Annotated in this window: 24 protein-coding genes; 12 read left to right on the top strand and 12 right to left on the bottom strand. The window is 73.5% G+C overall.

Going from position 1 to position 20,222, the window contains the following annotated elements; translation table 11 throughout:
• Position 1: 1 nt before the first annotated feature.
• The 3 genes from ACH414_RS04095 (at position 2) to ACH414_RS04085 (ending at position 2,623) form a co-directional block, all read left to right on the top strand.
• Complete coding sequence (locus tag ACH414_RS04095) at positions 2 to 1,276, top strand: multidrug effflux MFS transporter (protein WP_398940760.1); 1,275 nt, start codon at positions 2 to 4, stop codon at positions 1,274 to 1,276.
• A gap of 18 nt (positions 1,277 to 1,294) precedes the next feature.
• Positions 1,295 to 1,477: a hypothetical protein gene (locus ACH414_RS04090; protein ID WP_382543059.1), complete on the top strand. Its 183-nt coding sequence runs from the start codon at positions 1,295 to 1,297 to the stop codon at positions 1,475 to 1,477.
• A gap of 162 nt (positions 1,478 to 1,639) precedes the next feature.
• On the top strand, positions 1,640 to 2,623 hold the full coding sequence (locus ACH414_RS04085; RefSeq protein WP_398940759.1) for a small ribosomal subunit Rsm22 family protein: 984 nt from the start codon (positions 1,640 to 1,642) through the stop codon (positions 2,621 to 2,623).
• Positions 2,624 to 2,633: 10 nt separating this feature from the next.
• Here the strand turns inward: ACH414_RS04085 and ddaH are convergent, their stop codons facing one another.
• Complete coding sequence (gene ddaH, locus ACH414_RS04080) at positions 2,634 to 3,464, bottom strand: dimethylargininase (protein WP_382543053.1); 831 nt, start codon at positions 3,462 to 3,464, stop codon at positions 2,634 to 2,636.
• Positions 3,465 to 3,751: 287 nt separating this feature from the next.
• Between ddaH and ACH414_RS04075 the strand changes: the two genes are divergently transcribed.
• A complete protein-coding gene (locus ACH414_RS04075; RefSeq protein ID WP_391769185.1) occupies positions 3,752 to 4,378 on the top strand; it encodes a TetR/AcrR family transcriptional regulator in 627 nt (208 codons plus the stop codon).
• 110 nt (positions 4,379 to 4,488) lie between these two features.
• Entirely contained in the window at positions 4,489 to 5,268 is a 780-nt protein-coding gene (locus ACH414_RS04070) for a bifunctional DNA primase/polymerase (protein WP_398940758.1), read from the top strand.
• 123 nt (positions 5,269 to 5,391) lie between these two features.
• On the opposite strand, the gene ACH414_RS04065 is transcribed toward ACH414_RS04070, so the two are convergent.
• From ACH414_RS04065 to efeO, 4 genes are read right to left on the bottom strand one after another with little or no spacing between them, the layout of a single operon-like run.
• Entirely contained in the window at positions 5,392 to 6,411 is a 1,020-nt protein-coding gene (locus ACH414_RS04065) for a hypothetical protein (protein WP_386569668.1), read from the bottom strand.
• Positions 6,371 to 7,255 (bottom strand): iron uptake transporter permease EfeU, encoded by an 885-nt coding sequence (gene efeU / locus ACH414_RS04060; RefSeq protein WP_382543042.1) that lies wholly within the window; start codon positions 7,253 to 7,255, stop codon positions 6,371 to 6,373. The genes ACH414_RS04065 and efeU overlap by 41 nt, the downstream gene beginning before the upstream one ends.
• Positions 7,256 to 7,296: 41 nt before the next feature.
• Positions 7,297 to 8,610, bottom strand: coding sequence for an iron uptake transporter deferrochelatase/peroxidase subunit (gene efeB, locus ACH414_RS04055; RefSeq protein WP_382543039.1), 1,314 nt, complete (start codon positions 8,608 to 8,610; stop codon positions 7,297 to 7,299).
• Between the two features lie 20 nt (positions 8,611 to 8,630).
• Complete coding sequence (efeO, locus tag ACH414_RS04050) at positions 8,631 to 9,788, bottom strand: iron uptake system protein EfeO (RefSeq protein ID WP_382543036.1); 1,158 nt, start codon at positions 9,786 to 9,788, stop codon at positions 8,631 to 8,633.
• Positions 9,789 to 10,097: 309 nt separating this feature from the next.
• Between efeO and ACH414_RS04045 the strand changes: the two genes are divergently transcribed.
• Entirely contained in the window at positions 10,098 to 10,766 is a 669-nt protein-coding gene (locus tag ACH414_RS04045) for a PhzF family phenazine biosynthesis protein (protein ID WP_382543033.1), read from the top strand.
• A 25-nt stretch (positions 10,767 to 10,791) separates the two neighbouring features.
• Here the strand turns inward: ACH414_RS04045 and ACH414_RS04040 are convergent, their stop codons facing one another.
• Both ACH414_RS04040 and map read right to left on the bottom strand, forming a co-directional pair.
• The gene (locus tag ACH414_RS04040; RefSeq protein ID WP_382543030.1) at positions 10,792 to 11,445 is read right to left on the bottom strand and encodes a heme oxygenase (biliverdin-producing); all 654 of its coding nucleotides are present in this window, start codon (positions 11,443 to 11,445) and stop codon (positions 10,792 to 10,794) included.
• A 114-nt stretch (positions 11,446 to 11,559) separates the two neighbouring features.
• A complete protein-coding gene (map, locus tag ACH414_RS04035) occupies positions 11,560 to 12,417 on the bottom strand; it encodes a type I methionyl aminopeptidase (RefSeq protein WP_382543027.1) in 858 nt (285 codons plus the stop codon).
• A 58-nt stretch (positions 12,418 to 12,475) separates the two neighbouring features.
• Here map and ACH414_RS04030 point away from each other — a divergent pair, with 58 nt between their 5' ends.
• Positions 12,476 to 12,709, top strand: a complete 234-nt coding sequence (locus tag ACH414_RS04030) for a hypothetical protein (protein WP_382543024.1) — start codon at positions 12,476 to 12,478, stop codon at positions 12,707 to 12,709.
• Here ACH414_RS04030 and ACH414_RS04025 read toward each other — a convergent pair.
• Together ACH414_RS04025 and ACH414_RS04020 are read right to left on the bottom strand one after the other, a co-directional pair.
• Entirely contained in the window at positions 12,706 to 13,359 is a 654-nt protein-coding gene (locus ACH414_RS04025; RefSeq protein WP_398941114.1) for a zf-HC2 domain-containing protein, read from the bottom strand. The two genes, ACH414_RS04030 and ACH414_RS04025, sit on opposite strands and share 4 nt — an antisense overlap.
• Before the next feature lie 5 nt (positions 13,360 to 13,364).
• Complete coding sequence (locus ACH414_RS04020; RefSeq protein WP_382543831.1) at positions 13,365 to 13,943, bottom strand: RNA polymerase sigma factor; 579 nt, start codon at positions 13,941 to 13,943, stop codon at positions 13,365 to 13,367.
• Positions 13,944 to 14,056: 113 nt separating this feature from the next.
• Between ACH414_RS04020 and ACH414_RS04015 the strand changes: the two genes are divergently transcribed.
• Positions 14,057 to 14,569, top strand: a complete 513-nt coding sequence (locus tag ACH414_RS04015; protein ID WP_382543021.1) for a plastocyanin/azurin family copper-binding protein — start codon at positions 14,057 to 14,059, stop codon at positions 14,567 to 14,569.
• A complete protein-coding gene (locus ACH414_RS04010; protein ID WP_382543018.1) occupies positions 14,559 to 14,963 on the top strand; it encodes a hypothetical protein in 405 nt (134 codons plus the stop codon). The genes ACH414_RS04015 and ACH414_RS04010 overlap by 11 nt, the downstream gene beginning before the upstream one ends.
• A gap of 10 nt (positions 14,964 to 14,973) precedes the next feature.
• Here the strand turns inward: ACH414_RS04010 and ACH414_RS04005 are convergent, their stop codons facing one another.
• Positions 14,974 to 16,248 (bottom strand): MFS transporter, encoded by a 1,275-nt coding sequence (locus ACH414_RS04005; protein ID WP_382543016.1) that lies wholly within the window; start codon positions 16,246 to 16,248, stop codon positions 14,974 to 14,976.
• Positions 16,249 to 16,404: 156 nt separating this feature from the next.
• Positions 16,405 to 17,010 carry a hypothetical protein gene (locus ACH414_RS04000; RefSeq protein WP_382543013.1) on the bottom strand — a complete coding sequence of 202 codons (606 nt, stop codon included), beginning with the start codon at positions 17,008 to 17,010 and terminating at the stop codon, positions 16,405 to 16,407.
• Positions 17,011 to 17,110: 100 nt separating this feature from the next.
• On the opposite strand from ACH414_RS04000, the gene npdG reads away from it, so the two are divergent.
• Both npdG and ACH414_RS03990 read left to right on the top strand, forming a co-directional pair.
• Positions 17,111 to 17,821: an NADPH-dependent F420 reductase gene (npdG, locus tag ACH414_RS03995; RefSeq protein WP_382543010.1), complete on the top strand. Its 711-nt coding sequence runs from the start codon at positions 17,111 to 17,113 to the stop codon at positions 17,819 to 17,821.
• A 37-nt stretch (positions 17,822 to 17,858) separates the two neighbouring features.
• Positions 17,859 to 18,089, top strand: coding sequence for a hypothetical protein (locus tag ACH414_RS03990; RefSeq protein WP_382543007.1), 231 nt, complete (start codon positions 17,859 to 17,861; stop codon positions 18,087 to 18,089).
• Between the two features lie 23 nt (positions 18,090 to 18,112).
• Here the strand turns inward: ACH414_RS03990 and ACH414_RS03985 are convergent, their stop codons facing one another.
• Positions 18,113 to 18,907, bottom strand: a complete 795-nt coding sequence (locus ACH414_RS03985; RefSeq protein WP_382543004.1) for a site-2 protease family protein — start codon at positions 18,905 to 18,907, stop codon at positions 18,113 to 18,115.
• A 126-nt stretch (positions 18,908 to 19,033) separates the two neighbouring features.
• Between ACH414_RS03985 and ACH414_RS03980 the strand changes: the two genes are divergently transcribed.
• Positions 19,034 to 20,222, top strand: a 1,189-nt coding sequence (locus ACH414_RS03980; RefSeq protein ID WP_398940757.1) for a BTAD domain-containing putative transcriptional regulator, incomplete at its 3' end; no start/stop codon positions are given.

Raw genomic sequence — 20,222 nt, 5'->3', positions numbered from 1 at the left:
GATGCCGGACAGCGGCCGGACCACCACCAAACCCCACATAGCCGACACGCCGACCGCTTCCGCCCGCAGGGCCGGGCTGCTCGTGACCCTCGTGCTCGGCGGTCTCACCGCCCTCCCGCCGCTCTCCATGGACATGTACCTGCCGGCCCTGCCGGAGGTCACCGAGGTGCTGCGCGCACCCGCCGCCACCGTCCAGCTCACGCTGACCGCCTGCCTCGCCGGCATGGCGCTCGGCCAGCTCGTCGTCGGCCCCATGAGCGACAAGTGGGGCCGGCGGCGGCCGCTGCTCGTCGGCATGATCGTGTACGTCCTGGCCACCGCCGTCTGCGCCCTCGCCCCCTCCGCCGGTCTCCTCATCGGCTTCCGGCTGCTCCAGGGCCTGGCGGGTGCCGCCGGCATCGTGATCGCCCGCGCGGTCGTCCGCGACCTGTACGACGGCGTCGAGATGGCCCGGTTCTTCTCCACCCTGATGCTGATCTCCGGCGTCGCGCCGATCGTCGCCCCGCTCATCGGCGGCCAGATCCTGCGGGTCACCGACTGGCGCGGCGTCTTCTACGTCCTCACCGGCGTCGGGCTCGTCCTCACCCTGGTCGTGTGGCGCTTCCTCCACGAGAGCCTGCCGCCCGAGCGGCGCCACGCGGGCGGTGTCGGCCAGGCCCTGCGCACCATGCGCGGCCTCGCCGCCGACCGCGTCTTCACCGGCTACGTGCTGTCCGGCGGACTCGCCTTCGCCGTGCTCTTCGCGTACATCTCCGCCTCGCCCTACGTCATCCAGGAGATCTACGGCGCCTCCCCGCAGACCTTCAGCCTGCTCTTCGGACTCAACTCGGTCGGGCTCGTCGCCGTCGGCCAGATCAACGGCCGGCTGCTCGTCGGCCGGGTCAGCCTGGACAAGGTGCTCGGCTGGGGCCTCGGCATCATCCTGCTCGCCTCCGTCGCCCTGCTCCTGCTGACCACCGGCGTCTTCGGCGAGCCCGGTCTCGCGCCCGTCGCCGCCGGACTCTTCGTGCTGATGTCGGCGATGGGCCTCGCGATGCCCAACACCCAGGCCCAGGCCCTCGGCCGCACCCCGCACGCGGCCGGCTCCGCCTCCGCCCTCCTCGGCACCTCCTCCTTCCTCATCGGCGCCGTGGCCTCCCCGCTCGTCGGCATCGCCGGCGAGACCACCGCCGTCCCCATGGCGGTCGTCCAGGTCACCTGCTCGGTCGCCGCCCTCGGCTGCTTCCTGCTGCTGTGCCGCCCCTGGCGCGTCACGCCGGAGCCGCGGGACGCCTGATGCGGCGATCCGGGGGATGTGCCACTGCTGCGGTCGCGTGACGTCCCCCTGATCGAGGAGTTCGTCGCCGAGCACGAGGCCGTCACCGACCTCGGCGGGGACGCGGTGCGGGTGCGGGCCCTGGACGCCGGCGACCGCGTCCGCGCAGCCGCCTCGTCCGCCGCCTTTCCCGGCGCCCCGGCCGGCGCCCGGGAGCGCTGAGGCGCCCGGGAGGGCTGAGGTGCCCGGGAGCGCTGAGGCGCCCGGGAGGGCTGAGGTGCCCGGGAGCGCTGAGGCGCCCGGGAGGGCTGAGGTGCCCAGGAGCGCTGAGGCGCCCAGGAGCGCTGAGGCGCCCGGGCCGTGGACGGCGCCTAGAATCGTGCGGTGAATGGATCCCCCGCCTCCGCCGAGTCCCTGCGCGCCGCCCTCGCCGGGGTCGTCGACGGGCTGCCGCCTTCGGGCGCCGCCCGGGCCGTCGAGCGACTGATCGCGCACTACCGGGGGAGGACCCCGACCGACGCGCCCGTGCTGCGCGACCGGTCCGACGTGGTCGCCTACGCCGCCTACCGCATGCCCGCCACCTTCGAGGCCGCCCGGGCCGCCCTCGCGGCGCTGCGGGACGCCGCCCCGGACTGGGTGCCCGCCACGCACACCGACGTCGGCGGCGGGACCGGCGCCGCCACCTGGGCGGTCGCCGAGCTGTGGGAGGGGCAGGGGCCGCGCACCCGCGTGCTCGACTGGGCCGAGCCCGCGCTCGCCCTCGGACGGGAGCTGGCCGCCGGAGTCGTCGAGGCGGACTGGCGGCGCGAGCGCGTCGGCACCGCGCTGCGGCTCGACGAGACGGACCTGGTGACCGTCTCGTACGTGCTCAAGGAGCTGACCGAGCAGGACCGCGCCGCGCTCGTCGCCGAGGCGGCCCGTGCCGCGCAGGCCGTCGTGATCGTGGAGCCGGGCACCCCCGACGGCTACGAGCGGATCATCGCCGCCCGCACCCTGCTCGTCGAGAGCGGCTTCACCGTCGCCGCGCCCTGCCCGCACAGCGGCGCCTGCCCGATCGTGCCGGGCACCGACTGGTGCCACTTCGCGGCCCGGGTCAGCCGCTCCTCGCTGCACCGGAAGGTGAAGGGCGGCTCGCTGCCGTACGAGGACGAGAAGTACAGCTACGTCGCCGCCGTCCGGTTCCCCGTGACCCCGGCCGCCGCGCGCATCACCCGGCGCCCGCAGATCCGCAAGGGCCAGGTCCTGCTGGAGCTCTGCGGGTCCGACGGCCTCGGCCGCGAGACGGTCACCAAGCGGCACGGGCCCCTGTACAAGCAGGCCCGTGACGCGGAGTGGGGCGACGCCTGGCCGCCCGCGGAGGACGCCTAGGCGCCCGGACCTAGGGCCGCAGCTCCTGGGTGCAGCACTTCACGCTGCCGCCGCCCTTGAGCAGCTCGCCCAGGTCCATGCCGAGCGGCTCGAAGCCGCGCTCCCGCAGCGGGGCGAACAGGCCCACCGCCGCCTGCGGGAGCAGCACGTGCCGGCCGTCGCTCACGGCGTTCAGGCCGAGGGCGGCGGCGTCCTCGGCGGTCGCGATCAGCGCGTCGGGGAAGAGCCGCTCCAGGACGGAGCGGCTGCCGGGGGAGAAGGCGTCCGGGTAGTACATGACCTCGTCGCGGGCGGAGTCCAGGACGCACAGCGCGGTGTCCAGGTGGTAGTAGCGCGGGTCCACCAGCTCCAGGCCGATCACCGGCCGGCCGAAGAACTCCTGGGCCTCGTCGTGCGAGAGCGGACTGGAACGGAAGCCCCGGCCGGCCAGGATCCAGGAGTCGGTCACGGCGAAGTCGCCCTCGCCCTCGTTCACATGCTCCGGCACCCGCACGTCGGCGTCCGGGTAACCGTTCCTGCGGAACCAGTCCAGGTGCGCGGCGGCCTCGTCCGAGCGCTCCGGGTAGGCGAACCTGGCGCCGAGGACCCGGCCGTCCACCACGGTGGCGCCGTTCGCGGCGAAGACCATGTCGGGCAGGCCGGGGGTCGGGTCGAGCAGTTCGACGGTGTGGCCGAGCGAGCGATAGCGGTCGCGCAGGTCCTCCCACTGCGCGAGGGCCAGCGGCAGGTCGACCGGCTTCGTGGGGTCCATCCAGGGGTTGATGGAGTAGGTCACCTTGAAGTGCGTGGGTGCGCACATCAGATAACGGCGGGGCGAGGCCTCGCGCGGAGTGTGGCGCAAAGAGGGCTCCTCTACGGTCGCTGTTCGTCGCTCCCATGGTCCGCCTTCCGGGGGCCGTGCGCAGTGGACCGTTCGGGTGGTTCGGATGAAGAGCGGATGCCGGGGAAGTGCCGTGCGGAGCGGCGTGGAGCGGTGCGTGGAACGGTGCTTGGAGTGGCCCGTGGAGCGGGCCGTGAAGCGGTGCTTGGAGCGGCCCGTGGAGTGGCTCGTGGAGTGGCCCGTGGAGTGGCCCGTGAGGGGCGGAACGCGGCGAGACGTGACGTCTCGCCGCCTGCTAGGTTGGCCGCATGACCGACACCAAGGCCCCCGACTCCTCGCGCCGCAGCGAGCGCTCCCGCCGCGCCATCTACGCCGCCGCCCTCGACCTCGTCACCGAGAACGGCTACGCCAGGACCACCGTCGAGGGCATCGCCGCCCGCGCCGGCGTCGGCAAGCAGACCATCTACCGCTGGTGGCCGGTGAACTCCAAGCCCGCCGTCCTCATGGAGGCCTTCCTCGACCTCGCCGGCCAGGCGAACGAGGCCCTCGGCGGCACCGCCGGGAGTGAGATCCCCGACACCGGCGACCTCGCCGCCGACCTCAAGCTCGTCCTGCGCGCCACCGTCGACGAGCTCAACGACCCCCGGTACGACCGCCCCACCCGCGCGCTGGCCGCCGAGGGGATCGTCGACCCCGAGCTCGGCGCCCAGTTCACCGCCCGGCTCCTGGAACCCGCGCTCCAGCTGTACGTGCGCCGCATCGAGGCCGCCCAGGCCGCCGGCGACATCGACCCGGCCGTCGACCCGCGCATCGCCCTCGAACTCCTCGTCGGACCGCTCCACCACCGCTGGCTGCACCGCACCCTGCCCCTCACCCACGCCTACGCCGACACCCTCGTCGACTACGCCCTGCGGGGACTCGGCGCGGGGCGCTGACCTCACGTTCCCGACCCCGGTTCCCGACTCCGGTCACCCGAGGAGCAGGATGGTGGGACCATGGAGAGCCCGTGGGACCGAACGGGCGAGCATGAGGTGTGAGGGGATAGATGGGCGACGGCATCGGCCGCTACCGCGGCACGGAGAGCAGACTCGCGAAATTCGTGCAACGGCTGCGCAGGAGCCCCGAGCGGAACGCGGCCGACGCCGAGAACGACCGCGAGAACGCGCTCCTGGCCGTCGCCGCGGCGGGGCTGCCGCTGGCCCCCGCCGCGTACCCCGTGGGCTACCGGTGTTCCTGTGAGCGGATCGGCTGTCCCACCCCCGCCCGGCACCCCGTCTCCTTCGCCTGGCAGACCCAGTCGACCACCGACCGCGCCCAGATCGAGCGCTGGGCCCGCAACCAGCCCGAGGCGAACTTCGTCACCGCCACCGGCATGGTCCACGACGTCCTCGACGTCCCCCTCGCCGCCGGCCGCGCCGCCCTGGAGCGGCTGCTCGCCGAGGGTGTGGAGGTCGGCCCCGTCGCCGTCTCCGGCGCCGCCGACGAGCGCCCCGACGAGGGCCGCATGCTCTTCTTCACCGCCACCCGCGGCACTCCCGAGGACGAGGACGAGTGGTGGCCGTGCGAGCTGGACTGCCATCCCGAGACCATGGACGAGCACCCGGGGCTGCGCTGGCACTGCCGCGGCAGCTACGTCCTCGTGCCGCCGTCCCGGCTCCCCGGTGACGAGGGCTCCCAGCCGGTCGTCGCCTGGGTCCGCGGCCCCGAGCACGCCCTGCCCGAGCCGCTGAACCTCCTGGAGGCCCTCACCGACGCCTGCGCCCGGCACGCGGCGGAGCAGGGGGAGCCCGCGGACCACGGCGTCGCCTGGCCGCTCAGCCGCTGAGACCCGGCGCGAGCCCCCGCCCGTGCCGGGGGCACGTCGCGGAGGCAGCCATGGCCCCCGGCGTCGAGGCGTGTCCCGGAGGGCGCCGCGCCCCCGCCGGTGAGGCTCACCGGCGCGGGGGTGTCACGAGCCCTCCGCCGCCGTCACTCCCTGGAGGCGGCCCACGACCGCGACCGCGTCGCGCTGCGGGCCCGCCGGCTTCACCCGTGCCGTCTGGCTCGACACCCAGCGCTTGGTGACCGTGTTCTTCACCTCGCCGGTCAGCAGCGCCTGCACGTCCTTGCCGACCTTCGGCCGGTAGCCCTGCGCCGCGGTCTGGCGCTCGAAGGAGCGGATGGCGAAGAAGACCAGGGCCCCGCCGTCCTCCGTCGCGAGCCCCAGCGGCGCGAAGTCCCCGCCGTCCTCGGCCCGGTCGACGTACTGCGTGACGAGCCCCGGGCGCTTGGCGTTCCTCTCCCGCTGTGCCCGCCACTCGGTGGTGTGCGGGCCGGGCGTGAACGGACCCGGCTGCCCGGCGGCGCCGGCCTGCAGGAACGCCACGTACCGCTCCCCGAGCTGCCGGGGCGCGACCGCGAGCCCCGTGGAGTCCGCGGTGACCGGCACCGCGTACCCCGCCTCGCTCTTGAAGGCGGGCACGTCGCCGGGGCTCAGCACCGACAGATAGGCGACCTCCCAGAGCTGCTGGGCGCCGCCACGCACGAAGACCAGGAGCCAGCGGTTGTCGCCGGGCCCCTGGTCGGTGTCCCGGTTGGAGTCGGTGTCCGCGACGAAGAAGCGCGGCCAGCCGGCCTTGCGGGGAATGGAGAACTTCGCGTCGCCGAGCTCCAGCGGCCGGTGGTCCGGGTTGCCGCCGGGGCTGGACTTCTGGCGCGACCGCAGTCCCGCCTGGTTGATCTCGCCCATCGGGCCGGTGACCCGGCCCGCGTCGAGGGCCGGGTCGTAGGCCTTGTCGGCCTTGTTGTAGGCGTCCGTGAAGTCCTTGAGGGCCTGCTCGGCCTCGGCCCTGGTCGCGGCGGGCGTCAGCTCCCGCTCGCCGTGCACGGTCACACAGCCGCTCGCGGTGAGGGCGAGGACGGAAGCCGTCACCGCCGCGAGGAGCGTGTCAGCCGGTCGCCTCCACGCCGGTCGCCTCAGCCTTCTCATCGGTCTCGGTCGCCTTCTGCTTCGCCACCCGCTTGGACGGACCCGACCCTACCGGGGCCAGGAACAGACCGAGCGTCGGGATCAGATAAGCAGCCCACACCGTGACCTGAAGGACCGTCGGATCGGGCTGGAAGTTGAACACGCCCTTCAGGAGCGTGCCGTACCAGCTGTCCGGCGGGATCGTCGCGGAGACGTCGAAGGCCTTGTCCGACAGACCGCCGAGGAAGGCGGCCTCCTGCAGGTCGTGCACGCCGTACGCGAGCACACCGGCGGCGACCACGACCAGCATGCCGCCGGTCCAGGTGAAGAACTTCGCCAGGTTGATCTTCAACGCGCCCCGGTAGAACAGCCAGCCGAGCAGGACGGCCGTCAGCAGACCGAGGACCACCCCCGCCAGCGGCGCGTACGTGCCGTCCGACGAGGCCCGGACCGACGCCCACACGAACAGCGCCGTCTCCAGGCCCTCCCGGCCCACCGCGAGGAACGCGGTCGCGACCAGCGCGCCCGTGCCCATCTGCAGCGCCGCGTCCAGCTTGCCGTGCAGCTCGGACTTCAGGTGCCGCGCCGTGCGACGCATCCAGAAGACCATCCAGGTCACCAGGACCACGGCGACGATCGACAGCGAGCCGCCGAGCAGCTCCTGCGCCTCGAAGGTCAGCTCCTGCGAGCCGAAGGTGAGGCCGGCGCCGAAGGCGAGCGCGAGCCCGACGGCGACGCCGATGCCGATCCAGATCGGCCGCAGGGCGTCCCTGCGCCCGGTCTTCACCAGGTACGCGATGAGGATGCAGACGACCAGGCTGGCCTCGAGCCCCTCGCGCAGGCCGATCAGATAGTTGCCGAACACGTCGGTCCCTCCTTGGATGACGGGTTGTACGCGGCCCGGGCCTAGGCGAACAGCGCCCGGCCCCACCAGTCGTCCTTGTCACGGACGCCCGGGGGGATCGCGAACAGTGCCGAACCCACGTGCTGGGTGTACTCGTTGAGCGCGTCGTGCCGCGACAGCGAGGTCTGCACCGGGATGAAGCCGGTACGGACGTCCCGCATGTACGCGAGGAAGAACAGGCCCGCGTCCAGACGGCCCAGGCCGTCCGTGCCGTCGGTGAAGGAGTAGCCGCGGCGCAGGATGGTCGCCCCGCCGTTGGAGTCGGGGTGCGCCAGGCGCACGTGCGAGTCCGGCTTCATGGCCTTCAGGAACGGCTCGTCGTGCTCCTTGGCCTTGCCGACGGGCGCGCCTTCCTTCTTGTCGCGGCCGAAGATGTCCTCCTGCTCGGCGAGCGGGGTGCGGTCCCAGGTCTCGACGTTCATCCGGATCCGGCGGGCGACCAGGTACGAGCCGCCGTCCATCCAGGCGGCCGGACCCTCCGCGCCCTTGCCCGACACCCACACGTGCTTGTCCAGGCGGTCGGTCTCGGTGCCCGCGATGTTGCGGGTGCCGTCCTTGAAGCCGAACAGGTTGCGCGGGGTCTGCGCGTCCGGGGTGGTCGAGGAGGTCTTGCCGAAGCCCAGCTGCGACCAGCGCACCGCGACCTTGCCGAAGCCGATGCGGGCCAGGTTGCGGATCGCGTGCACGGCGACCTGCGGGTCGTCCGCGCAGGCCTGGACGCACAGGTCGCCGCCGCTGCGGGCCGGGTCCAGGTTGTCGCCGGGGAACTTGGGCAGGTCGACCAGGGCCGCCGGGCGCTTGCCCGCGAGCCCGAACCGGCCGTCGAAGAGGGAGGGGCCGAAGCCGATGGTGATCGTGAGCCGGGAGGGCTTGAGGCCGAGGGCCTCGCCGGTGTCGTCCGGCGGGGCCTCCGGCAGACCGCCGTAGGCGCCCTCGCCGACCTCGTGGCCCTGGGTCATGCGCTCGGCGGCACGGGTCCAGTCCTTCAGGAGCTGGATCAGCTCGGCGCGGTCCTTCGTCTTCACGTCGAACGCCGCGAAGTGCAGCCGGTCCTGGACGGCGGTGGCGATGCCGGCCTGGTGCTCGCCGTGGAAGGGGACGGCCGCGCCGCTCTCCGCCACCGGGGCGGTGGAGTCGCCGCCGCCCCGGGTCAGGGCGACGGTGCCGCCGGCCGCGACGGCGCCGAGCGCGAGGCCGGCACCGCCCCAGCCGATGACGCTGCGACGGGAGGGCGCGGTGGCGGCCGGCTCCCCGGCGATCGCCTCGGTGTTCCCGGCGTTCCCGGTGTTCCCGGTGTTCTCGATGTGCTCGGTCATGGTGGTGTCCCCCTGCCCTGCTACTTCACGACCGCGGCGGCGAGCTTGGAGAGCGGCTCGGCCAGCGCGTTGACGCCGTCCGAGAGCTCCTTGCGCTGCTCCTTGGAGACCTTGTCGTACGAGGTGAAGACGTAGCTCGCCTTGTCCGTGCGGTACTTGTCGAGCAGCGTGTTCAGCGCGGCGAACTGCTTGTCGAGCTCGGCGACGAGCTTGGGGTCGTTCTTCTGCGCGACCGGCTTGAGCAGCTCGAAGGACTTCTGGGCACCCTCGACGTTGGCCTTGAAGTCGACCAGGTCGGTGTGGGAGTAACGCTCCTCCTCGCCGGTGACCTTGCCGGTGGCGACCTCGTCCAGGAGCTCCTTGGCGCCGTTGGCCATGGAGGTGGGAGTGATGTCGGCCTTGCCGACCCGCTTCTGCCAGTCCGCCAGGTCCTTGTCCAGGAGGGCGGCGAGCTGCTTCTCGCGGTCGCCGATCTTCTTGTCCTGCCACAGCGCCTTCTCCAGGCGGTGCCAGCCGGTCCAGTCCTTCGCCGGGTCCTGGCCGGCCTCCAGGCCGTCCTCGCGCACGTCGACCTTGGGGTCGATGTCGCCGAAGGACTCGGCGACGGGCTCGGTGCGCTCCCAGCCGATGCGGGAGTCGGCGTACGCCTTCTTGGCGGCCTCGACGTCACCGGCGCGGACGGCGTCGGTGAAGGTCTTCACCTTCGGGAGCGTCTCGTCGGCCTGCGCCTGCACGTACTGGCGGTAGGCGGCGACGGCGGCGTCCATCTCGGGGGAGCGCTTCGCGGCGGCGGCACCGGTACCGGTGGCCTTGACCTGCCGGCGGATCCCGTCGCCCTTCATGCCGGGCTTGCAGGCGATCTCGTAGTCGCCGGCCTTGATCTCGGCGGTGATGGAGGCCTTGGTGCCGGGGCCGATGTTCTCGCGCTCGGCGACGATCCGGTCGTCCGGGTAGAGGACGTAGACCTCGGTGACCTTGCTGCCGCGGTTCTCCACGTTCAGCTTGAGGTGCCCGGCCGGGAACTCCGTCTTGGAGACCTCGCAGGAGTCGTCCTTCGCGATCACCTGCACGGCGCCGTCCTCGGACTTGGCGTCGCTTTTCTGGGTGCAGCCCGTGACGGCGGCCAGAGTCGCCGCGGTGGCGGCGGCGGTGACGACGGTGAGACGGACGGCTCGCATGGGGGCTCCACTCGGGGACACGGCGCTGGGGACGGGGTGAGGCGGACCTAACTTAACCGAGGCTTACCTCAGCAATACCCACCCGTCCAGTGATTCAGCTCTCAGGGCCGGTGGCTCGGACACGGCACGGTCACGGCTGGCTCATGGGGACTTCAGGGCTTGGTCAAGGACTGGTCAAGCGGGGCGGATTGTCCTGGTTCGGGGTACGCGCCGGTAGCACCCCGGGCCCCGGACCCGCGGCGGGCGCGTCCGCGCCCCCTTCCTCGGGAGTGCGGGCGCGAAGGCGGGCCTGGGTGCTTCAATTCCGCCATGAACACGACGCTCACTGACATCGACGTCCTGCGGGTCTTCTGTGCGGGCGACGGCCGGCACGGCAACGCGCTGGGTGTCGTGCGCGACGGACGCGGCCACCCGGACGAGGCGTCCCGGCAGGCGCTCGCCAAGGAGCTCGGCTTCAGCGAGACCGTGTTCGTGGACGACCCGGAGCGCGGGAACGTCGACATCTACACGCCCGGTCTGCGCCTGCCCTTCGCCGGCCACCCGCTCGTGGGTGCCGCCTGGCTGCTGGACCTGGAGGTGGTCCGCCCGCCGGCGGGCGAGGTGTGGGTGCGCGGCGACGGCGAGTTCACCTGGATCGAGGCCCGCGCCGAGTGGGCCCCGCCGCGCACGCTGAGGCGTTACGCCTCGGCCGCCGAGGTCGACGCCCTGGACGTCCCGGAGCCGGGGGAGTGGATCTACGCCTGGGCCTGGGAGGACGAGGCCGCCGGGCGGGTCCGCGCCCGGGCCTTCCCCGGGCGCGGCGACGGCATCGACGAGGACGAGGCGACGGGCGCGGCGGCGCTGCTGCTCACGGCGGAGCTGGGTCGGGCGCTCAACATCACCCAGGGCCGGGGCTCCCAGCTGCTCACCGCCCCGGGCCCGGACGGCATCGTCGAACTGGGCGGCCGGGTCCGGCTGGAGCGGACGCTCACCCTCTGAGCGCTCCCGGACCCGTCCGGGGCGGTCAGGCGGCGCTGAGCGGGAACTCGCCCGCCAGTTCGCGGAACACCGCCCCGTTGAAGTCGAAGGCGCGCTTGCACTCGTCGATGATCCGCTGCTTCTCCAGGTCGTCCGCGTTCACCCCGTCGAGGAGCTCCCGGTACGCCCGCTTGAAGGCGGCCGGGTTGGGGATCGCGTCGAAGACGTAGAAGCGCACGCCGTCGCCCTTGCGGGCGAAGCCCCAGGTGCGCTCGGCCTTGTCGCGGATGATCTGGCCGCCCGAGAGGTCGCCCAGATAACGGGTGTAGTGGTGGGCCACATAGCCGGCGGGCCAGTCGCGGGCGCACTCGGCGACCCGCTCCGCGTACGCCGCGGTGGCCGGCAGGGCGGTGAGTCCGGCGCGCCAGTCGGGGCCCCGCAGATGGGCGAGGTCCTGCTCCAGGGCGGCCGTGCGGAACAGCTCGGGGCGTATGAAGGGCCCGGCCACCGGGTCGGCCGTCAGCGCCTCGGCGCCGTCCTCCAGGGCCCGGTAGACGAACCAGAGCTGCTCCGTGTAGCGCGCGTAGGCGTCCACGGCCAGGCGTCCGCCGAGCAGGTCGCTCATGAACGACGACGTCTCCGCTTCCGTGTGCTGCTCGTGCGAGGCGGTGCGGATGAGCGTGGAGAAAGGCGTGTCCAAGGCGTGCCTCCGGGATCCTCGGGGTCGGGAACCAGGAGGATCATGGCGACTTAGGCTTACCTAAGTCAACTGGTTCCCGACGTCCTGTCGGTAAAACGCTACCCCTCGGACGGATCAGGGCAACGTAAGAATCTCGGCCCCGGTCTCGGTCACCACGAGCGTGTGCTCGAACTGCGCCGTCCGCTTCCGGTCCTTGGTCACCACGGTCCAGCCGTCGTCCCACATGTCGTACTCGTGGGTGCCCAGCGTCAGCATCGGCTCGATCGTGAAGGTCATGCCGGGCTGGATCACCGTGGTGTGGTGCGGCGAGTCGTAGTGCGGAATGATCAGCCCGGAATGGAACGACGAGTTGATGCCGTGCCCCGTGAAGTCGCGTACGACGCCGTAGCCGAAGCGCTTGGCGTACGACTCGATGACCCGGCCGATGATGTTGACCTGGCGGCCCGGCTTGACCGCCTTGATGGCCCGGTTCAGGGACTCCCGGGTCCGCTCCACGAGCAGCCGCGACTCCTCGTCGACGTCGCCGCACAGATAGGTGGCGTTGTTGTCGCCGTGGACGCCGTTGATGTACGCGGTCACGTCCAGGTTCACGATGTCGCCGTCCTTGAGGACGGTCGAGTCGGGGATGCCGTGGCAGATGACCTCGTTGACCGACGAGCACAGCGACTTCGGGAAGCCGCGGTAGCCCAGCGTCGACGGATAGGCACCGTGGTCGCACATGAACTCGTGCGCGACCCGGTCCAGCTCGTCCGTGGTGACACCGGGCGCGATGTGCTTGGCGGCCTCCTCCATCGCCTGCGCGGCGATACGGCCGGCGATCCGCATCCGCTCGATGGTGTCGGAGTCCTGCACCTCGGGACCGGAGTACGGGGTGGGGGCGGGCTTTCCGACGTACTCGGGGCGGCGGATGGACCCCGGAACGGAACGGTGGGGGGAGAGCTCCCCCGGTACGAGAAGCGACTGGCCAGACATGTCAGCGAGTCTAACGACCGCGTCTGGGGCAGCATGGCGACAGAGGAAGGAGCCGACGATGGCCCTGTTCAAGAAGCGCACGGCCGGCAAGCCGGGCGAGTGGTACTACTGCCTGGAGCACAAGAAGGTCGAGGAGGGCCCGGAGTGCCCCGCCAAGAACCGCTTCGGTCCGTACACCAGCCGCGAGGAGGCGTCCCGCGCCATGGAGACGGCACGGGAACGGAACGAGGAGTGGGAGACCGACCCCCGCTGGCACGACAAGACCGGTGACACCGGGGAGTCCGCCGACTAGGAGAAGTGCGCCGTGGCCAGGACGGTCCCGTCCGCGCCGAGCAGCCTGACAGCGGCCGGCGCCGCGGGACCGAGGTCCGCCGGAGCGCCCCAGTAGCCGTAGCCGTCCTCGAGCGCGAACGAGCCGAGCGCCACGGAACCGCCGTCGGAGCGGTCCAGCACGCACCGCACCCGCCCGCCGTCCGCGCCGGCCCCCTCCAGGTCCACCGACATGTACACCCAGCCCGGCTCTCCCGGGTGGGCGAAGACCTGGCCGACCTCGTGCCCGCCGGAGACCAGCGCCGCCTCGACGAGAGCCGGGTGGGTGGAGACGGCGGGCGCGCCCTCCACCACGGTGCCGACCGCCCAGCCGCCGAAACCGAAGGCCAGCGCCGCGGCCACCGCCGCCCCGGCCAGCCGGAGCCGCCGGCCGCGGGGCCGACGCGCCGGCGCCGGGGCCAGCGCGGCCACCACCCGGCTCTCGAAGCCGACCGGCGGCTCGGCCTCCGGCAGCAGCCCGAGCAGACCGTCCCCGACCGCCGTCAGCCGCTCCACGTGCTCCCGGCAGTCCGGGCAGCGGTCCAGATGGGCGACCGCCTCCGCCCGTTCCCGGGCCGGCAGCACCCCGAGCGCCAGCTCGGCGGCGAGCTCCCGCAGTCGCGCGCACTCCATGCCGCTCACCGCCCCTCCTCCTCCCGCTCCAGAGCCGTTCGCAGCTTCGCCGTCCCCGCCCTGATCCGGGTCTTGGCCGTGCCCAGCGGAACGGACTCGAAGGCCGCGACCTCCCGGGCCGTCATCCCGTAGATCCCGGCCATCACCAGCGCCCTCGCCTGCTCCGGCGGCAGCTGCCGCACCGCCCGCCGGACCCGCGCCGAGCCGTCCTCGGCCACCGCCCGCCGCTCCGGGGTCTCGGTCACGGACCCGAGCAGCGCGTCCAGGTCCTCGGGGGCCACCGGCGTCGCCCGCCGGGCGCGTACGGCGTCGACGGCCAGATTGTGCGCGATGGTCGTGAGCCAGCTCCGTACCGAGCCGCGCCGCGGGTCGTACACCTGGGCGTGCCGCCAGGCCCGCTCGAAGGTCTGCTGGGCGATGTCCTCGGCCAGCTGCGGGTCGCCGACGACGGCGACGGCCACCCCGAAGACGACGCGCTGGAACCGGCGTACGAAAGCCACCGCGATCTCCTGGTCGCCCGTGGTCAGACCGGTGAGCAGTGCCTCGTCGGGTACCCGCCCGAGGGACGGGCCCATGTGCCGCATACCCATGGATACGTTCCGCAGCCCCCGGGGGATTGCCTGTCGCCGCCCCTCGTCCATTGTCCGCGCAATCCCTTTCCGCGGCCGGACCGTATCCCTTGCGGGAGGACCGAACCATGACCGGAACGATGAACACTCCGCGCACGTCACGCATCCGCGGCCGCGTCGCCCTCGGCCTGTCGGCCGGCGCCCTGGCCGCCCTGCTCGCCGCCTGCGGAGACGGAGGCGGCGGCACCGGCAGCGGCACCCCGCCCCCGCCGCCGCCCGCGGCGACCACCCCCGGCCCGGCGACCCCGGCGAACCCCGGCACGACCCAGGTGAAGGCGGACCTGGCCGACTTCCGCATCACGCTCTCGCAGAAGACCTTCGAGCCGGGCGCCTACTCCTTCACCGTCAAGAACACCGGGCACCACGACCACGCCCTGGAGATCGAGGGACCCGGCGGGGAGAACAAGACCAAGACGCTCGGACCGGGCGAGTCGGACACCCTCAAGGTGACCCTGAAGTCCGGCACGTACGAGGTCTACTGCCCGGTCGACGGCCACAAGGACATGGGCATGAAGACCGAGATCTCGGTGGGCGGCGCGACGGACACCACACCGGGCAACGGGTCGGGCAATGGCTACTAGGGACCGGCGTGCCGGACACCGGCTCGTGCCGCGCGTCCTCGCCGCCGGGCTCACCGCGGCGATGGCCGCGATCCATCTGCACCTGTGGGCCGACGGCTACCGCAGCCTCGCCACCATCGGCACCCTGTTCCTGATCAACGGCATCGTCGGCTGCGTCCTCGCGGCGGCCCTGCTGGTGGCGCCCGCCCGCCTGCTGGGGGCCGTCGCCCTCGGCACCGCGCTCTTCACGGCCGGCACGCTCGGGGCGCTCGTGCTCAGCCTGACCACCGGACTGTTCGGCTTCCAGGAGTCGATCGACGCGCCCCTGGTGCGCCCCACGATCGTCGTCGAGGCCGTGGGCGTCGTCGTCCTGACCGCCCTGGCACGGCCCGCCCGAGGACGGTGGCGCCGGTGAGCGCGGCCCCTCAGGCGGCGGCCGCCGCCTGCTGCGCCTTGCGGGCCAGCGCGTCCTCGTCCTTCTCTGCGTCGTACGCCAGCAGCTTCGGCAGCGCCAGGCAGAGCAGCCCCACCGAAGCCACGCACGCCACTCCGCCCGACCAGACCGCCGCCCGGGTGCCCGTCCAGCCGGCCATCGTGCCCGCCCTGACCTGCCCGAGCTGCGGGCCCACGCTGTACGACAGCACCTCGATGCCCGCGAGCCGCCCGCGCAGCTCCTCGGGGATCGTCTGGTTCCAGATGGTCGACCGGCCCAGCCCGCTCAGCATGTCGCCGGCGCCCGCGAACGCCAGGCACAGCAGCACCAGCCACACGTTCCCGAACCAGCCCGCCGCCGCGATGGCCACGCCCCAGCCCGTCGCACCGGCCACGACCAGCACCCCGTGCCGGCGCACCTTCGAGGTCCAGCCGCTGGTGAGCCCCAGCACGAGGGAGCCGACCGAACCGGCGGCGTACATCAGCCCGAGCGCCCACTTCGCGTCCAGCTCGTCCGCCAGGAAGGGGAAGATCGTGTTCGGGAAGGCGAAGAACATCGCCGCGAGGTCGATCGCGTACGTGCCGAGCAGCACCGGACGCGCACACGCATAGCGCGCGCCCTCCACGATCCCGCGCAGCGACGGCCGCTCCGCGTCGTGCGCCGCGGGCGCGGGCGACAGCCGCCGGCACAGCAGCACCGACACGACGAAGCCACCGACGGCCACCCCGTACGCCGGGGCGTGCCCCGCGTAGGCGACGACCAGACCCGCGAGCGCGGGACCGGCGATGGACCCCAGCTGCCAGCGCAGCGAGTTCAGCGCGGCGGCGGCCGTCTGCTGCTCGTGCGGCACGATCCGGGCCATCAGCGAGTCGAGCGCCGGCCGCTGCAGCCCGGCGAGCGCGGAGACGCCCGCGGCGACCACGTACAGCGGCCAGAGCAGCGGCTGCGGCAGCAGCGCGTTCAGGAGCAGGACGAGGGCCAGGAGGGTGAGCCCCGCCTCGGTCGCCACGATCACCTTGCGCCGGTCGACCGCGTCGGCGAGCGCCCCGCCGTACAGACCGAACACGACCAGCGGCACCAGCTCCACCGCGCCCATCGCCCCCACCGCGAACGGCGAGTCGGTGAGGTCCTTGATCTGCAGCGGCAGCGCGATCAGCGCCATGAAGCTCGCGAAGTACGCCACGATCCCCTGCACCCACAGGAGCCGGAAGTCACGGGAGGAGCGCCAGGGCGCGAGATCGGGGAGCAGACGGAGGAGGCGTTTCACGAGGGGCCATGCTCGGCCGGGGCGGCTGCCGCGGGCAACCGAATTACGCGCGGGCCCCACCGCGCGGTGGGGCCGGCCCGGGGCCCTCCGCGCCGCCCGGCGGCGACGCCGCCAGGCCCCCCTCGCCGCAGCGGGCGGTGAGGACCGGCCGCTCTCTCACCACCGCGCCGGCGGCGGCGCCGTCAGCTGGTCGGCGAGGCGCGAGAGCCGGTCGCGGAACCGCAGACGCCCGCGCGGGGCCGGCGGCAGGCAGTTCTCCCCGGTCGCCGCGCTCACCAGGTGCTGGACGGTGTCCAGGTCCACCTCGGCGTCCGCCGCCACGGCCAGCGTCTCGTGCGCGAGGCCGCGCAGCTCCGTGTCGCCGCCGTCCAGGGACAGCACCGTCGCCCCGGCCCTGCGGGCGTCGTGGACCCGTTCGAGCAGGCCCTCGTCCGGCCGCGAGGGCGCCACCATCAGGAGCGTCGCACCGCGCCCCGCCGACTCGATCCGCCCGAGCCCGACGGACAGGTGCGCCGGGTCGCCGGGCCGCACCCGGTGCCGGACGAGGGTCGGCGCGAGCTCCGGGCAGCCGGACCAGGCCGACTCGTCGACCAGGTGGGCGGCCAGGTGCCAGGGCTCGTACTGCTCCGTCCCGACCAGCAGCAGTCCGCCGCCGTGCGAGACGACGGAGGAGCGCAGGGAGCCCGCGAAGCGACGGGCCGCCGCCGGCCACTCCGTACCGGCGAGCACTTCGCGCAGCAGCGCGACACGTACGGCGTCCATGGCCCCGCATCATGGCCTGCCCGGGCCCCGGGCGAGGGCGTTCGGACAACTCTCACCCGTACGGGATCCACCGCGCCGACCGGTCGGTAATGTCGGGGCCATGACTTCCACGCCCTCCTCCAGCAGCCCCGCCCCCGCCCCCAAGGACCCCTGGGACCTCCCCGACGTCTCCGGCCTGGTCGTCGGCGTCCTCGGCGGCACCGGCGACCAGGGCCGCGGCCTGGCCTACCGCCTCGCCAAGGCCGGCCAGAAGGTGATCATCGGCTCCCGTGCCGCCGACCGGGCGCTGGCCGCCGCGGGCGAGCTCGGCCTCGGCGTCGAGGGAGCCGACAACGCCGAGTGCGCCCGCCGCAGCGACATCGTGATCGTCGCCGTGCCGTGGGAAGGGCACGCCAAGACGCTGGAGGCGCTGCGCGAGGAGCTCGCCGGCAAGCTCGTCGTCGACTGCGTCAACCCGCTGGGCTTCGACAAGAAGGGCGCCTACGCGCTCAAGCCGGAGGAGGGCTCGGCCGCCGAGCAGGCCGCCGCGCTGCTGCCCGACGCGCGGGTCACCGCCGCCTTCCACCACCTGTCGGCGGTGCTGCTCCAGGACGAGTCGATCGACGAGATCGACACCGACGTGATGGTCCTCGGCGAGGTCCGCGCCGACGTCGAGATCGTGCAGGCCCTCGCCGGCCGCATCCCCGGCATGCGCGGCGTCTTCGCCGGCCGGCTGCGCAACGCCCACCAGGTCGAGTCGCTGGTCGCCAACCTGATCTCGGTCAACCGCCGCTACAAGGCCCACGCGGGCCTGCGCGTCACCGACGTCTGAGCCGGCCGACCGAGCCGGTCCCGGAGCGGACCGGGGCATGGGGGACACTGGACGGGCACCACCCGCCGTACCCGGACAGGAGCCGACCCCCATGCCCCGCCTCGCCCTCTACGCCCTGGTCGTCTGCGCGCTCGCCGTCGTCGCGGCCGTCGTCTCCTTCGTCCAGGGCAACCTCATCGGCATCGTCTGGGTGCTGCTCGCCGGACTGTCCTCGAACATGGCCTGGTACTACATCCGCCGCGCCAAGGCCTCCGCCGCGAACGGCTAGCCCGCCGGGCCGCGGGGCCGCGCCTAGGCCAGGCAGAACTCGGGGGTCTCCTCCCAGAAGCGGAAGAGGTCCGAGCCGCAGTAGCGCGACAGCTCCGGAACCCCGAGCGCCCGCATCAGCGCGTCCACGCCGTCGAAGAACGCCCCGTTGATCGCCGGGACGAAGAGCAGCGCGATCACGACGAAGAAGCCGTACGGCGCGTACGGCTCGATCTGGCGCTTGATCCGGTACGACAGCCACGGCTCGACCACTCCGTAGCCGTCGAGTCCCGGCACCGGCAGGAAGTTCAGCAGCGCCGCCGTCACCTGGAGGAACGCCAGGAACGCGAGCGCGTACTGGAAGGCGAGCGGCACCCCGTCGAGCGCGCCCAGCCAGAACGGCGCCGTGCAGACGACCGCGAACAGCACGTTCGCCAGCGGGCCCGCCGCGGAGATCAGGCTGTGCTTCCAGCGGCCCCTGACCCGGTCCCGCTCGATGAAGACCGCGCCGCCGGGCAGGCCGATGCCGCCCATGATGACGAAGAGCACCGGCAGGACGACGCTCAGGACCGCGTGCGTGTACGCGAGCGGGTTGAGGGTCAGATAGCCCTTCGCGCCGACGGTGATGTCGCCGCCGTGCAGCGCGGTGCGGGCGTGCGCGTACTCGTGGAGGCAGAGCGAGACGATCCACGCCGAGGTCACGAAGAGGAAGATCGCCAGGCCCGTGGAGGCCGCGAAGTCCGTCCACACGGCCCAGCCGGTGACGCCCATCACCGCGAGGATCGCCAGGAAGACGGGGCTGATCCGCTGTTCGTGACGGCGGTGGGCGGTCGTGGTCATTCGGGACTCCAGGGGCGACGGACCGGACGGGCGGCTGGTGCCCGGGAAACGTACCGGGCCCGGTGGCCGGTTCCTGCGGTGGGGCCTCGTTCCGGCACCCGGGCCGCCGGACGGGAGAATGGGCCCGTGCGCTACTCCGTCCTCGGCCCGGCGCGGGCCCACACGTCAGAAGGCACCGACGTCGCCGTCGGCGGGCCCCGGGTCCGCGCGCTGCTGACCGCGCTCGCGCTGCGGGCCGGCCGCGCCGTGCCCGTGGGCGTGCTGGTCGACGAGGTGTGGGGCACCGAGCCGCCGGCCGACCCGGTCGCCGCGCTCCAGGCGCTGGTGGGCCGGTTGCGCAGGGCGCTCGGCCACGAGCGGGTGCTCTCCGTGGAGGGCGGCTACCGGCTGGCCGCCGCCCGCGAGGACGTGGACGTCTTCCGCTTCGAGCGGAAGGCCGCCGACGGCGCCCGGGAGCTCGACGCCGGCCGCCCCGGACGGGCCGCGGAGCTCCTCGACGAGGCCCTCGGCCTGTGGAAGGGCGACCCCCTCGCCGACCTGCCGGACCGCGAGGCCGAGGCCGCGCGCTGGGAGGCCCGCCTCCTGGACGCCCGCCGGGCCCGCCTCGCGGCCGCCCTCGCGCTGGGCGAGGCGGCCGGCGCGCTGCCCGAGCTGACCGCCCTGTGCGAGGCCCACCCGCTCGACGAACCCCTCCAGGCGCTGCGCCTCCGTGCGCTGCGGGACACCGGCCGCTCGGCGGAGGCGCTGGCGGCGTACGACACCTTCCGCCGCGAGCTCGCCGACCGCCTCGGCGCCGACCCGTCACCCGAACTGCGGTCCCTCCACGCCGGGTTGCTGGCGCTTCCCGAGCCCGCTCCGGCGGCGCCCGCGACCCCGGCGCCGCCCGCCGCCACCCCCGGGAACCTCCGGGCCCGGCTCACCAGCTTCCTCGGTCGCGACGCCGAACTGGAGCAGCTGGCGGCCGAGTTGCGGCGGTCACGGCTCGTCACCCTGCTCGGCCCCGGCGGCGTCGGCAAGACCCGGCTCTCCCAGGAGGCCGCCGAACGCGTCGCCGGCGCCTGGCCCGACGGGGTCTGGCTCGTCGAACTCGCCCCCGTCACCGACCCGGAGGCCGTCACCGAGGCCGTCCTCGGCGCCGTCGGCGCCCGCGAGACCGTCCTGCGCGGCGCGGGCGCCGAGGAGCTGCGCCTCGGCGAGGACCCCGCCGACGCGGCCGGGCGCCTGGTCGAGCACTGTGCCCGACGCCGGATGCTGATCCTGCTCGACAACTGTGAGCATGTGGTGGCTGCGGCGGCGGAGTTGGTGGAGGTGTTGT

The organism is Streptomyces sp. NPDC020422 (genome assembly GCF_044386705.1).
GTDB lineage: Bacteria > Actinomycetota > Actinomycetes > Streptomycetales > Streptomycetaceae > Streptomyces.
Note: the sequence above shows the minus strand (reverse complement) of the source record. Positions and strands in the feature narration are given on the sequence as shown.

What these genes read in the sequence shown, in the direction of transcription:
- efeB (WP_382543039.1), bottom strand. Translation starts at nt 8,610, where the DNA reads ATGACCGAGCACATCGAGAACACCGGGAACACCGGGAACGCCGGGAAC.
- map (WP_382543027.1), bottom strand. Translation starts at nt 12,417, where the DNA reads ATGTCTGGCCAGTCGCTTCTCGTACCGGGGGAGCTCTCCCCCCACCGT.
- ACH414_RS04025 (WP_398941114.1), bottom strand. Translation starts at nt 13,359, where the DNA reads ATGGAGTGCGCGCGACTGCGGGAGCTCGCCGCCGAGCTGGCGCTCGGG.
- ACH414_RS04095 (WP_398940760.1), top strand. Translation starts at nt 2, where the DNA reads ATGCCGGACAGCGGCCGGACCACCACCAAACCCCACATAGCCGACACG.
- ACH414_RS03990 (WP_382543007.1), top strand. Translation starts at nt 17,859, where the DNA reads ATGGGGGACACTGGACGGGCACCACCCGCCGTACCCGGACAGGAGCCG.
- npdG (WP_382543010.1), top strand. Translation starts at nt 17,111, where the DNA reads ATGACTTCCACGCCCTCCTCCAGCAGCCCCGCCCCCGCCCCCAAGGAC.
- ACH414_RS04015 (WP_382543021.1), top strand. Translation starts at nt 14,057, where the DNA reads ATGACCGGAACGATGAACACTCCGCGCACGTCACGCATCCGCGGCCGC.
- ACH414_RS04030 (WP_382543024.1), top strand. Translation starts at nt 12,476, where the DNA reads ATGGCCCTGTTCAAGAAGCGCACGGCCGGCAAGCCGGGCGAGTGGTAC.
- ACH414_RS04070 (WP_398940758.1), top strand. Translation starts at nt 4,489, where the DNA reads ATGGGCGACGGCATCGGCCGCTACCGCGGCACGGAGAGCAGACTCGCG.
- ACH414_RS04075 (WP_391769185.1), top strand. Translation starts at nt 3,752, where the DNA reads ATGACCGACACCAAGGCCCCCGACTCCTCGCGCCGCAGCGAGCGCTCC.
- ACH414_RS04010 (WP_382543018.1), top strand. Translation starts at nt 14,559, where the DNA reads ATGGCTACTAGGGACCGGCGTGCCGGACACCGGCTCGTGCCGCGCGTC.
- efeO (WP_382543036.1), bottom strand. Translation starts at nt 9,788, where the DNA reads ATGCGAGCCGTCCGTCTCACCGTCGTCACCGCCGCCGCCACCGCGGCG.
- ACH414_RS04065 (WP_386569668.1), bottom strand. Translation starts at nt 6,411, where the DNA reads ATGAGAAGGCTGAGGCGACCGGCGTGGAGGCGACCGGCTGACACGCTC.
- ACH414_RS04020 (WP_382543831.1), bottom strand. Translation starts at nt 13,943, where the DNA reads ATGCGGCACATGGGCCCGTCCCTCGGGCGGGTACCCGACGAGGCACTG.
- ACH414_RS04045 (WP_382543033.1), top strand. Translation starts at nt 10,098, where the DNA reads ATGAACACGACGCTCACTGACATCGACGTCCTGCGGGTCTTCTGTGCG.
- ACH414_RS03985 (WP_382543004.1), bottom strand. Translation starts at nt 18,907, where the DNA reads ATGACCACGACCGCCCACCGCCGTCACGAACAGCGGATCAGCCCCGTC.
- ACH414_RS04000 (WP_382543013.1), bottom strand. Translation starts at nt 17,010, where the DNA reads ATGGACGCCGTACGTGTCGCGCTGCTGCGCGAAGTGCTCGCCGGTACG.